The sequence below is a fragment of the Methylobacterium sp. Leaf465 genome (genome assembly GCF_001424705.1).
Classification (GTDB): Bacteria; Pseudomonadota; Alphaproteobacteria; order Rhizobiales; family Beijerinckiaceae; genus Methylobacterium.
Map to the genome: position 1 here is coordinate 577,547 of NZ_LMRA01000012.1, position 12,580 is coordinate 590,126.

Sequence of the window (12,580 nt, forward strand, 5' to 3'; positions counted from 1 at the left end):
CCTCAGCCCTGGCGGGCCTTGAAGCGCTTCTGGGTCTTGTTGATGACGTAGACGCGGCCCTTGCGACGCACGATCTGGTTGTCGCGGTGACGGCCACGGAGGGACTTGAGGGAGTTGCGAATCTTCATCGGTCTCACGTCGGTCGGGAACGAGCCCGCCGCCTGTCCATAGGGTCTCGGGAACGAGGCACCTGACGGCGGCCTCGGCGATGTGTCGATGCATCGCGGAAAGGCGGTTGCCTTATCAGGATTCGCGCCGGCAAGGCAAGGCGTCCCGCCCTATTCCGGATCGAAGCTTTGCCGGAATGGGCCGTTCAGGCCGCGTGGAGGCTTGATCACGGTCGGGTTGCGCTCCGCGTACCGTCGCCGCCCTCCCCCGCCGTGACCGCCTGCGACGCGCCGCCGACTCATCGCCAAGCGGAGCGTGCGGAGGCGATATCCGTCTGTAAAGACTTCCGCTGCTAGCATGCGCCGACGCGCACGGTGCGCAATGACGGAACCCCGTGACGACCCGCATGGAGCAACCCGAATCAGCGGCGCCGATCCCGCGGCGCGAGGAGCGCAGCCCGACAAACTGGATCGCGACGATCCGGTTTCGGGACGGCACCGAGATTCCGTGCAGCGTGAAGGACGTCTCGAAATCGGGCGCACGAATCTGCGTCGGTGCGAGCCAGGCGCTCCCGCCCGTCTTCCTGCTCCGGATCATCGGGCGGGACTTCCTCTGCCTCGTCCGGATCGCCTGGCGGCGCGGCGACTATGTCGGCGTGCGCATCGAGCGCGTGGGCAAGCTGCCGCAACCCACATCCGTCACGACAGCGGCCGTGCCTGTGCCGGCGGCACAGACAGACGTCCCCACCCCGGAGGAGATCGCCAGCGGCGGAATCGGCGTCCCGTCCCGGAAGCGCGGCATCTCCGCCTTTTAAGGCGCCTGCCGCGAGATTCCCCGCGCAGCCAGCAGCCGGGCGACAACGAAAAACCCCGCCCTGCCGAAGCAGAGCGGGGCTTTCGCTGTTCGCGGATGGCCGCGCCGAACCTGGATCAGGCGGCGCTGCGGTTGCGGGCTTCGCGCTTGGTGTCGACACCCGAGGCTTTGATCTCGGACAGCTTCTGGGCGACGTTGCGCGAGAACACGAACTCGGCCGGACGCTGGTTCTCCAGGCTGACCTCGGGGGCCATCTCGCCCTCGGTCTTGATGCCGCGGAGGGCGTGCACCAGGGGCTTCCAGGGCTTCTTCACGGAGTCGACGACCGAAGAGGCCTCATAGCCCGAATGTACCATGCAGTCGGCGCACTTCTCGTAGTTGCCGGTGCCGTAGGAGTCCCAGTCGGTCTCCTCCATCAGCTCCTTGAAGGTCGCCGCGTAGCCCTCGCCGAGGAGGTAGCAGGGCTTCTGCCAGCCGAACACGGTGCGGGTCGGGTTGCCCCAGGGCGTGCAGTGGTAGGTCTGGTTGCCGGCCAGGAAGTCCAGGAACAGGCCCGACTGCTGGAAGGTCCACTTCTCGCGACCCTTCTCCTTGCCGTGCCGGAACACGCCGCGGAAGAGCTCCTTCGTCGCCTTGCGGTTCAGGAAGTGCTTCTGATCGGGCGCCCGCTCGTAGGCATAGCCCGGCGAGACGGTGATGCCGTCGATGCCCATCTTCGTCACGCTGTCGAAGAAATCGGCGATCTTGTCGGCGGACGAGTTGTTGAAGAAGGTGCAGTTGATGGTGACGCGGAAGCCCATCTCCTTGGCCTTCGCGATCGCCGCCACCGCCTTGTCGTAGACGCCGCGCTGACACACCGACTGGTCGTGCATCTCCTTGTCGCCATCGAGATGGATCGACCAGGTAAAGTACGGGCTGGGCTTGTACTCCTTGATCTTCTTCTCGAGCAGAAGCGCGTTCGTGCAGACGATGGCGAACTTCTTCTGCGCGATGATGCCCTCGACGATCTGGGGCAGATCCTTGTGCAGCAGCGGCTCGCCGCCGGCGATCACCACCACGGGCGCACCGCACTCGCGCACGGATTCCAGCGCGTCGGCGACCGGCAGCCGCTTGTTCAGGATCTCGTCGGGGTAATCGATCTTCCCGCAGCCGGCGCAGGCAAGATTGCAGCGGAACAGCGGCTCCATCATCATCACGAGCGGGTAGCGCTTGCGACCAGTGAGGTGCTGCTTCAGGATGTAGCCGCCAATCTTCGCGACGTACCGGATAGGGATGCCCAAGACGCGGCTCCTTGTTGTTGGCCCCGATGTATCGGGCTGCTTAGCGTGAAAAAAGGCCAAATTCCAGCGAGCTAGACTGGAACCAATCCGAAAGGCTCCGAATGGATGCCAATCGCGCAAGTTCTCCGGGTGCTGCAACAATCCGGCCACAGACGGTGACCCGGACCCTTCGGTCAGCCGGAACGCTCCGGCGGCATATAGCTCCGCCGGAAGCGCTTATTCCTAGTCCTTGGCTGCATGCCTGGGCCGCAGCTTGGCTGTCCGCCACCGCCTCTCCGATCCACCAAAGCTTGGGTCGTGGAGAAGTGCGGTGCGAAAGCGCACGCCTGGACGAACCGGAGACTGATCGATCCGTTCGCGTTGCATTACAGACATTTGCTCGCTAGGTGAGCGCCACGGTGAAGCAAATTCGTGTGAGCGATGCGATTCGTTCGATGATCCGAGGACCGTCGCTCTCCGGCCGATCGCGCGCCGGATTCGGGTTTTGCACCAACAGGTGATAACCGGCGTCACAAGACAGATCGATTCCCGTCCCGTGGCCGTACTGGCCTCGGCGCCCACATGTGGCGCGGCCGGGCGGCAATCGGATCGCTCAGGCAGGTAGGATACTCGTGATCGAACGGCTCGTCGCGTTTTCCGTCCAGCGTCGCTGGTTGGTCATAGCTCTCGTCGCACTCGTCACCGTGGCAAGTGCCGGTGTGGCGGCTCACCTCTTCAAGATCAATACCGACGTCGAGCGGTTGATCGACAAGGATGTGCCCTGGCGACAGGACGAGATCAACTACGAGAAGGCCTTTCCGCAACGCACGGGCACCCTCGTCGCGGTCATCGACGGCAAGACGCCCGAGGAGGCGGAGGAAGCGGCGGCCGAGTTCTCGGCGGCCCTCGTCAGCCACAAGGACATGATCGAGTCGGTCTACCGTCCGGACGGCGGTGCCTTCTACGAGAAGAACGGCTTCCTCCTGATGTCGCAGGAGGAGCTGACCAAGACCACCGAGCAGCTCGTGCAGCAGCAGGGTCTGCTGGGTCCGCTGGCCGCCGATCCGTCCCTGCGCGGTATCATGCGGGTGCTGGGTCTCGGCGCGCGCGGCATCAAGAGCGGCGATGCCAAGCTCGAGGACCTCGAGCGGCCGATGACGCAGATCGATGCGACCGTGCGCAAGGTGCTGGCCGGCGAGCCGGCGCGGATGTCCTGGCAGATGCTCCTGTCGAACGGGCAGACGCAGAGCACCGACCTGCGCAAGTTCGTGATGATCCAGCCGGTGCTGGACTACAACGCTCTGCAGCCCGGCGCGAACGCCACCGAGGTGGTGCGCAAGGTCGCTTCCGATCTCAAGATCAACACCCTGGGTGGTCCTGAATTCGCCGGTGCGCCGCGCATGCGGCTGACCGGTCCCGTGGCGGTGGCGGATGACGAATTCGCCACCCTCTCCGAAGATGCGCTCCTGAACTATAGCGTCACGGTCGGGGCGATCGTCCTGTTCCTCTGGCTCGCCCTGCGCTCCGCGCCACTGATCGGCGCCGTGCTGATCACCACCTTTGCGGGCCTCATCGTCACCGCCGGCCTCGGCCTGCTGATGGTGGGCGAATTGAACCCGATCTCGGTGGCGTTCGCGGCGCTCTTCGTCGGCCTCGGCATCGATTTCGGCATCCAGTTCGCGGTCCGCTACCGTGCCGACCGCTTCGAGCAGCCCGACCTCCTCTCGGCCATGCGGGCCGCGGCGCACGGAGTCGGCTGGTCGCTGACCCTGGCGGCGATCTCCCTGATCGCCGGCTTCTTCGCGTTCCTGCCCACCGCGTTCCGCGGCGTCTCCGAGCTCGGCCTCATCGCCGGTGTCGGCATGATCGTGGCCTATCTGTTCGCCCTTACGCTGCTGCCCGCGCTCATCGCGGTGTTCAAGCCGAAGGGCGAGCGCGAGGCCGTCGAGACCACCTGGCTCGCCGGCGTCGACCCGTGGATCATCCGCAACCGCAAGCCGATCCTGATCGGCGTTGGCGTGATCACGCTGGCGGGCACTCCGCTTCTGTTCAAGCTGCCTTTCGACTCCAACCCGATGCACCTGCGCAGCCCGAAGGTGGAGTCGATCTCGACCTATCTCGACCTGATCAAGGATCCGGCGACCAGCCCGAACATCATCGACGTGATGGCGCCCTCCGTGGAGGCTGTCCCGGCCCTGGCCGACAAGCTCACGAAGCTGAAGTCGGTGGCCAAGGTGATCGACATCAACACCTTCGTGCCGCCGGATCAGGACCAGAAGCTCGCGACCATCGCCGAGACGGCGCAGCTCCTCGGTCCCGTGCTGAATCCGGGCCGCAAGCCGCCGCCGCCCACGGATGCGGACAACGTCAAAGCGATCAAGGAGGCGGTCACGGCCCTGCGGGGCATCGCGTCAGGTTCCGATGCACCAGGCGCGAAGTCGGCGGGCGACCTCGCCACCGACCTCGACAAGCTCGCCGCCGCACCGGTCGGCACCCGCGAGGCCGCCAGCGTCGCGCTCACCACCGACCTGAAGACGCTGCTGACCCGCCTCTCCGGGCTCCTGAACCCCGAGAAAGTTACGCTGGACAACCTGCCGCCGAAGCTCAAGGCCGAGTGGGTCGCCGCCGACGGACGCTCGCGGATCGAGGTCCACCCGAGCGGTGACGCCAACGACAACCGCGTCCTGCGGAACTTCGCCAAGGAGGTGCAGAGCGTCGCGCCACACGCGACCGGGGCTCCCGTCGCGACGACCTCGTCGAGCTACACCATTCTCGGTGCGTTCCTGCAGGCCGCGATCACCGCCCTGGTCCTGATCTTCATCATCCTGTCGGTGGCGCTCCGGAAGCCGTGGGACGTGGCGATGACCCTCGGGCCCCTGGTGCTGGCGACCCTGTGGACGCTGATGGCGCTGCACATCGTCGGGATGCCGCTGAACTTCGCCAACATCATTGCGATGCCGTTGATGCTCGCCGTCGGCGTGGCCTTCCACATCTACTACGTCATCGCCTGGCGGGCCGGCGTCACCGACATGCTGGCCTCCAGCCTGACGCGGGCGATCTTCTTCTCGGCCCTGACCACCGGCACCGCCTTCGGCTCGCTGGTGCTTTCCAGCCATCCGGGCACGGCCAGCATGGGCAAGCTCCTTGCCCTGTCGCTGTTCTTCACCCTGGTAGCCGCGTTCTTCGTGGTCCCGGCCTTCCTTGGCCCACCGCCCAAGCACCCCGATCCGAAGCGCCCCGAAGGCGAAGCAGCACTGCCGCCGACCGCACGGGCTCAGATGGCGGAAGCCGTTCCAGCGAAGTAGGTCGCTACTCTCAAAGCAAAACGAAAAACGGGCGCGGATCGAATCCGCGCCCGTTTCCGATCCGGAAGCGCGATCGGCGACGGGCCGTTCGAACCCTCAGGTCAGAAAGTCCGAGAACCCGCCACGCGGGATCCCGGCGACGGCCGCCGAACTTTCCGCAGCGATGAGCGCGTCGCGCTCGGCCGCGTAGGCATAACCCGGAGCCTCGCCCGGGAACCCGCCCCCGGTCGCCGGGTGGGTATAAAGTTCGGTGAGACCGTCCGGCAGATGTGTCAGAAGGCCCGCCACGCGGGCCGGCGTCATTGCTCCCGACCAAGCGAGACCAAGCGTCCGATCGGGGATCAGGAGGCCGGCCTGGCGTGCGCGGACCGCGAGGAGCGCGGCCCAGGGTGCCGTGTCCAGGGCCGCCTTCGCCTGCGTCCCCGGCTCGGCCGCCCGCAGGACCGCCCGGGTCTCCCGCGGGACGCGGATCGCCCGCATGCCGTGCCGAGCGCCGGCCGCCAGGACGAGCCCGGCGATCAGCGGGTGCACGTGGAAGTGCTTGTGGGCGTTGACGTGGTCGAGGGACAGGCCCGTCGCCGCATAGGCGCGGAACTGCGCCTCGATCTCGGCAGCGAGCTGTCGGCGCGCCGATGCCTTCAGCGCGAGATCCAGACCCAGCCGGCCCATATCGCTGCGAATCTGCCCGTCCGGCCCGACGAGATCCGGCAGTTCGGCCGGCGGCAGAGTCGGCCAAGCCTCCACCATCACGAGATGCAGACCGACCCGCAGGGACGGCAGGTGCTTGGCCCGTTCCACTGCATCAGCGGCGGCCGGCGCCGAGACCATCAGACTTGCGGCAGTGAGGATACCGTCGCGGTGGGCCTGCTCCACCGCCTCATTGACCTGAAGGCTGAGGCCGAAGTCATCGGCCGTGACAACCAATCGCTTCATACAACGGCTCCGGTTGGCGGACGAGATCCCCGTCCGCGGCTGGGGACCTGAACCCCGAAACGCGAAACGGCCGGGCTTTCCAGCCCGGCCGTCTCACATCGAACTGGCGTCGCGGTCAGGCGGCGGCGCTGGTCTGACGCTCCTTGAGGAAGCGGTAGAACTCCACGCCCTCGCGCAGGCGACGCTTCATCATGTCGGGGGACCGAACCATCTCGGAGACGATCGAGGCGATCTTCGGCGCACGGAAATAGAACTTCTTGTAGAATTCCTCGACGGCCGCGAAGATTTCCGTATGCGACAGGTGCGGATAGTGAAGCGGCGCGATCTGAACGCCGTTCTCATCCACCAGTTCAGCATTCTCGACGTCGAGCCAGCCGTTCTCGACGGCCTGCTTGTAGAGGAACGTACCGGGATAGGGCGCGGCCAGCGAGACCTGGATCGTGTGCGGGTTGATGCGCTTGGCGAAGGCAATCGTCTCCTGGATCGTCTCCTTCGTCTCGCCCGGGAGGCCGACGATGAAGGTGCCGTGGATCGCAATACCGAGTTCGTGGCAGTCCTTCGTGAACTTCTCGGCCACCTCGACGCGCATGCCCTTCTTGATGTTGTTCAGGATTTTCTGGTTGCCGGACTCGTAGCCGACCAGCAGCAGGCGCAGGCCGTTATCCTTAAGGACCTTCAGGGTCTCGCGGGGCACGTTCGCCTTGGCGTTGCACGACCAGGTCACGCCGAGCTTGCCGAGCTCGCGAGCGATCTCCTCGGCGCGGGGCAGGTTGTCCGTGAAGGTGTCGTCGTCGAAGAAGAACTCCTTCGTCTGCGGGAATTCCTTCAGGCAGTACTTGATCTCTTCGATCACGTGCGCGACCGAGCGGGTCCGATAGGTGTGGCCGCCGACCGTCTGCGGCCAGAGGCAGAAGGTGCAGCGCGACTTGCAGCCACGGCCCGAATAGAACGAAATGTAGGGGTGCTTCAGGTAACCGATGAAGTACTTCTCCATCTCGAGGTCGCGCTTGTAGACCGACGTCACGAACGGCAGCTGATCCATGTCCGTCATGATCTCGCGGTCCTCGTTATGGACCACGACGCCATTGGCATCACGATAGGACAAGCCCTTGATCTCGGACATCGGGGTGCCGTCGGCGACTTCCTTGACGGTGAAGTCGAACTCGTTGCGGGCACAGAAATCGATGCAGGGGGCCTGCGCCATGGAGCCGGCGGCGTCCACCGCCACCTTCGCGCCGATCAGGCCGGCGATGAGCTTCGGGTTGGCAGCCTTCAGCGCCTCGACGGTCTTCACATCCGACTTGAACGACGGAACCGAGGTGTGAAGCACCACGAGATCGAAATCGTGCGCCTGCGCGACGATTTCGTCGAGTTTGATGTTGTGCGGCGGGGCGTCGATCAGCTTCGAGTTCGGCACCAGAGCGGCCGGCTGAGCGAGCCAGGTCGGATACCAGAACGACTTGATCTCGCGCTTGGCCTGGTAGCGGGAGCCGGCGCCGCCATCGAAGCCGTCGAAGGTGGGGGCCTGCAGGAAGAGGGTGCGCATGGGGTTCAAGGCCTCAGCGAGATCAGGGGAAAGATGAAACGAGGGTCGAGGCGAAGGTCAGAGCGACGATGCACCAGCATCGCGGCCGAGCGTCGTCTCCGGGATCAAGGTACCGTCTGCAACCACGCGATAATCGTGGCCCTTCCATGTCACCGCACCTGAGACGAAGCTCCAAGTGAAGTTCATGAAGGAGAGGATGTCACGTATCGGCAACAGCCAGTAGGGGTGCGCGGCAAGGCCGAAGGCACGTTCCAGCCGGACGCAGAGGACGATGCGGCAGGCGAGCGCGAAGGCGGCGACCGCGAGGGCAGTGGTGCCAGCCCCGGGGATCAGCGCGCCGATCAGGGCCAGCGGAAAGGCGTGCGTGACGAACGAACCGGCGTATCCGGCCGGATCGACGTTTCGGATGGTGCGGTTCCAACGCAGCTCGTGGCTCCACAGGCTCGCCAGGTCGGTATCGACGCAGGTGTGCCCGATGCTGAAGCTCGGGATCGCCACGAGTCCGCCCTGCGCGCGCAGGGCCTCGCCGATGGCATAATCGTCCGCGAGATCGTCCCGAAACGCCTCGAAGCCGCCGATCGCCGCCAGCGCCTTCGTGCTGAAGGCGATGGTTGAGCCGAAGCACGGGTTGGCGAGGCCGAGGGACGTCCCCATCACCACGTTGGGGAGGAACTGGACATCAATGGCGAGCGCAGAGAGGTGGGCCCAGATGCCCCGATGCGCCGGTACGCCGTGATAGAGGCAGGTGACGCCGTTGACGCCCGGCTGGCCCAGCGCAGCGACGATGCGGGCGAGGTAATCCGGCTTCACCACCATGTCGCTGTCGGCGAGGACGACGATCTCATGGGCGATGCGGGCCGACATGTTGATCAGATTCGAGACCTTGCGGTTCGAACCGTGTTGGCGGGCGTCGATCACAAGATCCAGGCGAGCCGCCGGATAGGTGGCCTGCAGCCGGCGGACCACCGGGATCGCCGGATCGGCGGCGTTCTGGACACCGAACACGATCTGGACCGGCGCCGGATAGGCCTGTTGGCAGAACGTCTCGAGATTCTCGTAGAGGTTCGGCTCGATCCCGCAGAGGGGCTTGAGGATCGTGACCGTCCGGACTGTGGATCCGAGTTTCGGCTCGGGCTTCTGCGCGAACCGGGTGGCCAGGGCAGCCGCCGCCAGGCCGTAGAAGCAGCCGACCAGGGCGATCAGCGGCAGAAGGTGCGAGAGCCAGGTCAGGTCCATGAAGGGCATCGCTCGGTCACGGGTCTCGTGAGAGTGCCGCAGTAGCGAGCGGCGCGAATCGTCGAAGGCGGGGAGAGGAACAAAGTCCGGCGTGTTTCACCCGACTCTAAGGCGCTGGTTTGACGGCGAGCATTCCCGTGGTGCGATCGCGCATGAATGTGAGGAGGCCGTCCGCACCGCCGGTCTTCAGCGGCTCGGCGAAACTGCCGCGCAGACTCGCCACTTCGCTGACGTTCCCGTTGAGATAAACGTCCTGCACCCGGTTGCCGGAACCGACCAGGAAATCGACCTGGGAGGTGTCGCCGTCCTTGTTGGCGACTTCGGTCTGGACGACGCGGTTGGCACCCCGCGCTTCGCTCTGCGGTTTCACCGTGAACTTGCCGCCGGCCGCCTGCGCGAGTCGTGTGGCATAGGTCGCGGTGAAGTATCGGCCGAAGGCCTCGGTCAGCGCGCCCTGCTGCTCCGGCGTGAACGTCTTCCACTTCGGTCCGGCGGCCAGGCGGATCATGGCCGGGAAATCGAAGGTCTCGCTCAGGGTGGGACCAATGCTGGCCGCACGCGCCCCGACATCCTTCGGAGCCTCCTTCAGGGCCGCTTCGAAGGTCGTATAGACCTTGCTGATCGACTCCACCGCGGCATCGTCCGCCGCGCGCGCGGTCGGGCTCAGGTGCAGCAGGCCGAAGAGGAGGGCTGCGAGAACGACGCGATTCAGGCGCACTTCTTGAGATCTCCCAGATCGGCCTCGGCGCGAGCGCGGCTGCCGAAGTCATTGGCGAGCACCGGGACGAGAAGGTCGTGCCGCAGGGCGGGTTCGGCCCGCGCCTCTGCCGCCACCGGCTCGACGGCCTGGGTGCCCTCCAGCGCATGCCAGGCGAAGAGGCCGGGAACACCCACCAGAAGGTCGGCGAGACGCTTGACCAGGGACAGCGCCAGGGCCGCCTCAGCGGGGATGCCGAAGATGGCGCAGAGCGCGATGAGGCCGCCCTCCTGGGCGCCGAGGGCGCCCGGGACCGCGAAGGCCGCGCCGCGAACCGCCTGGGCGAGGCTCTCGATCACCACCGCCTCGACGATGCTGACCGGATAGCCCATGAAATGCAGGGCGACATAGACCTCGACCGTGCCGATGAACCAGCCGATCAGATGGATGCCGAGGCCACCGGCGACGCGGCCGCGGTTGCCGTAGAGACGCTTCAGGCTGTCGTAGAGTACGTCGATGGCGCCGAGGGCCCGCCATTCGCGCGAGCCGGCGAAGCGGCTGACCAGGGCCTGGATGACCTGATGGCCGCTCCGGCGCTGGATCAGGTAGAAAGCGCCGAGGGCGGGCGCCGCAAGGGCGAGACCGCCCGCCACCGTCCGGACGATCGGACCATCGCCGGCGATCCAGACCAGGAGCAGGACGCCCGCGACGGTGAACAGGAACTGGGTGACCGCCTGGGTCATCAGGTCGACGAACATGCTGGCGCCCGCGATTCCGCCGGGCACACCGCGCTTGGTCAGGAGCCGGGCACCGACGAAATCGCCGCCGACCTGGGCCACGGGGAGGAGCGTGTTGATGCCCTCACGCACGAAGCGCAGGGTCATGCAGTCCCAGAGCGTCGGGCGCGCCGCTGCCGGAAAGATCACGAACCAGCCGAGGCCGGCCCAGGCCACCGCGACGGCGCGTGCGACGACCACGATCAGGGCACCCCAACCGGCGCTGACCACAGCAGCCGCGACGTCTTCCAGTCCCGAGGACAGGAACAGGCCGACGACCGTGCAGAGACCGACGATCAGGGCCAATGTCGTGAGACGTTTCATGGGCCCCTTTCGGCCAGCAGCACAGCGAATCGCAGCTTAGATCCGCCGTGTTTCCGACCGGAAAAAACCGTCGGAAACGGTGAACGTCTCCGGAAGTTGCAGCTTTGGGAACCGTTGTCTATCACCCCGGAGACACAGTCAGAACCAAAGCGGCACAGGGCGGAAGGCCCGAGAATCAGCCGTCGGGGCGGACAGGGGAACGGAATTCGATGGACCGCGAATCACATATCACGACCGGTGAGGTCGTGCACGACGACGCGCAGGTGGAGCGCTACGCCGGAAGCGCCTACGGGGCGACCCGCGATCCCGCGCCGAGCTCTCCGGTGATGGCCTGGAACGAGTGGGACCCGCTGGAGGAGGTCATCGTCGGAAGTCTCGACGGTGCGACCATTCCGACACACCACCTGACGGTCATCTTCAACCTTCCGCGAGCGGCCCAGCCGTTCTATCGCTTCGCGTCCGGGTTCCGGTACCCGAAGTTCATGAAGACGCTCGCGCAGAAGGAGCTCGACAACTTCATCTCGATCCTGGCCGGCGAGGGCGTGAGGATCCGCCGTCCTGACTCGCTCGACTTCTCGCGGAAGTACAAGGCGCCGCGCTGGTCCTCCCGCGGCTTCTGCGTCGCCTGCCCACGCGATCCGTACCTCGTGATCGGCGACGAGATCATCGAGAGCCCGATGTGCTGGCGCTCGCGCTACTTCGAGGGTGATGCCTACCGCTCGCTGTTCAAGGAGTACTTCCGGAACGGTGCGCGCTGGACCTCGGCGCCCCGGCCGCAGCTCACGGACGAACTCTACAACTACGACTACCGGGTGCCGAACCTGAAGGCCGGCGAACCGATGCAGTTCACCGTCAATGAGTTCGAGCCGGTCTTCGACGCCGCCGATTTCGTGCGCTGCGGCCGCGACATCTTCGTGACGCGCTCCAACGTGACCAACCTGATGGGCATCGAGTGGCTGCGCCGCCACCTCGGCTCCGGCTTCCGGGTCCATGAGATCGAGAGCCGCTGCCCGCAGCCGATGCACATCGACTCGTCGTTCATGCCGCTGGCGCCCGGCAAGGTGCTGGTCAACCCGGACTACATCGACGTCGAGAAGCTGCCCGCCGTCCTGAAGAAGTGGGACGTGCTGATCGCGCCCCGGCCCGATCCCGTCGAGGGCTTCATGAGCAAGATCTCGATGTGCTCGCCCTGGACGTCGATCAACGTCTTGGCGCTCGACGAAAAGAAGATCGTCGTCGACGCGAGCCAGCCGACACTGATCAAGGCGCTCAAGGATTGGGGGTTCGATCCGATCCCGGCGCCGTTCTTGTCCTACGGCCCGTTCGGTGGTTCGTTCCACTGCGCCACGCTGGACGTCCGCCGCCGCGGCACGCTGAAGTCCTACTTCTAGGATCGGGTACGTCGGCGAACGAAGGGAGGGGGCGCAGCGAGCGCCCCCTTTTTCGTGTCAGCGCGAGACGCTGTAGACCGATGCCGCCGCCGAGACCGGTGCGGTGACGGTTGAGAAGACGGAGAGGACCTTCTGGACCTCGGTGAAGGGGGCGTTGGAGACGTAGACGAGGTCGCGGTTGCGCATGCGGAA

The 12,580-nt window shown here is 66.0% G+C and carries 10 protein-coding genes and 1 pseudogene; 3 read left to right on the top strand and 8 right to left on the bottom strand.

Annotated features, from left to right (window positions below; translation table 11 throughout):
- Positions 1-2 precede the first annotated feature (2 nt).
- Positions 3-128: a type B 50S ribosomal protein L36 gene (gene ykgO, locus ASG51_RS11155; RefSeq protein WP_056222898.1), complete on the bottom strand. Its 126-nt coding sequence runs from the start codon at positions 126-128 to the stop codon at positions 3-5.
- A 386-nt stretch (positions 129-514) separates the two neighbouring features.
- On the opposite strand from ykgO, the gene ASG51_RS11160 reads away from it, so the two are divergent.
- Positions 515-922 (top strand): PilZ domain-containing protein, encoded by a 408-nt coding sequence (locus ASG51_RS11160; protein ID WP_056222901.1) that lies wholly within the window; start codon positions 515-517, stop codon positions 920-922.
- A 115-nt stretch (positions 923-1,037) separates the two neighbouring features.
- Here the strand turns inward: ASG51_RS11160 and hpnH are convergent, their stop codons facing one another.
- Positions 1,038-2,201 carry an adenosyl-hopene transferase HpnH gene (hpnH, locus tag ASG51_RS11165; protein WP_055951783.1) on the bottom strand — a complete coding sequence of 388 codons (1,164 nt, stop codon included), beginning with the start codon at positions 2,199-2,201 and terminating at the stop codon, positions 1,038-1,040.
- A gap of 611 nt (positions 2,202-2,812) precedes the next feature.
- Here hpnH and ASG51_RS11170 point away from each other — a divergent pair.
- On the top strand, positions 2,813-5,485 hold the full coding sequence (locus ASG51_RS11170; RefSeq protein ID WP_056380793.1) for an MMPL family transporter: 2,673 nt from the start codon (positions 2,813-2,815) through the stop codon (positions 5,483-5,485).
- A 96-nt stretch (positions 5,486-5,581) separates the two neighbouring features.
- Here the strand turns inward: ASG51_RS11170 and hpnK are convergent, their stop codons facing one another.
- From hpnK to ASG51_RS11195, 5 genes are all read right to left on the bottom strand, one after another.
- Entirely contained in the window at positions 5,582-6,418 is an 837-nt protein-coding gene (gene hpnK / locus ASG51_RS11175; protein ID WP_056380795.1) for a hopanoid biosynthesis-associated protein HpnK, read from the bottom strand.
- A gap of 115 nt (positions 6,419-6,533) precedes the next feature.
- Entirely contained in the window at positions 6,534-7,964 is a 1,431-nt protein-coding gene (gene hpnJ / locus ASG51_RS11180; protein ID WP_055951775.1) for a hopanoid biosynthesis associated radical SAM protein HpnJ, read from the bottom strand.
- A gap of 57 nt (positions 7,965-8,021) precedes the next feature.
- Positions 8,022-9,200, bottom strand: a complete 1,179-nt coding sequence (gene hpnI / locus ASG51_RS11185; RefSeq protein WP_056380870.1) for a bacteriohopanetetrol glucosamine biosynthesis glycosyltransferase HpnI — start codon at positions 9,198-9,200, stop codon at positions 8,022-8,024.
- Between the two features lie 106 nt (positions 9,201-9,306).
- Positions 9,307-9,912 carry an ABC transporter substrate-binding protein gene (locus tag ASG51_RS11190; RefSeq protein ID WP_347379734.1) on the bottom strand — a complete coding sequence of 202 codons (606 nt, stop codon included), beginning with the start codon at positions 9,910-9,912 and terminating at the stop codon, positions 9,307-9,309.
- On the bottom strand, positions 9,909-10,997 hold the full coding sequence (locus ASG51_RS11195) for a flippase-like domain-containing protein (protein ID WP_056380797.1): 1,089 nt from the start codon (positions 10,995-10,997) through the stop codon (positions 9,909-9,911). The genes ASG51_RS11190 and ASG51_RS11195 overlap by 4 nt, the downstream gene beginning before the upstream one ends.
- Before the next feature lie 209 nt (positions 10,998-11,206).
- Here ASG51_RS11195 and ASG51_RS11200 point away from each other — a divergent pair, with 209 nt between their 5' ends.
- Positions 11,207-12,388 (top strand): hypothetical protein, encoded by a 1,182-nt coding sequence (locus tag ASG51_RS11200; RefSeq protein ID WP_056380799.1) that lies wholly within the window; start codon positions 11,207-11,209, stop codon positions 12,386-12,388.
- 57 nt (positions 12,389-12,445) lie between these two features.
- On the opposite strand, the pseudogene ASG51_RS25020 reads toward ASG51_RS11200, so the two are convergent.
- Positions 12,446-12,580 (bottom strand): annotated as a pseudogene (locus ASG51_RS25020) (sugar transporter); the annotation flags it as partial.

Bases quoted from the DNA above. Each gene is read 5' to 3' on its own strand.
- ykgO (WP_056222898.1), bottom strand. From the start codon at position 128: ATGAAGATTCGCAACTCCCTCAAGTCCCTCCGTGGCCGTCACCGCGAC.
- ASG51_RS11160 (WP_056222901.1), top strand. From the start codon at position 515: ATGGAGCAACCCGAATCAGCGGCGCCGATCCCGCGGCGCGAGGAGCGC.
- hpnK (WP_056380795.1), bottom strand. From the start codon at position 6,418: ATGAAGCGATTGGTTGTCACGGCCGATGACTTCGGCCTCAGCCTTCAG.
- hpnJ (WP_055951775.1), bottom strand. From the start codon at position 7,964: ATGCGCACCCTCTTCCTGCAGGCCCCCACCTTCGACGGCTTCGATGGC.
- hpnI (WP_056380870.1), bottom strand. From the start codon at position 9,200: ATGGACCTGACCTGGCTCTCGCACCTTCTGCCGCTGATCGCCCTGGTC.
- ASG51_RS11195 (WP_056380797.1), bottom strand. From the start codon at position 10,997: ATGAAACGTCTCACGACATTGGCCCTGATCGTCGGTCTCTGCACGGTC.
- ASG51_RS11200 (WP_056380799.1), top strand. From the start codon at position 11,207: ATGGACCGCGAATCACATATCACGACCGGTGAGGTCGTGCACGACGAC.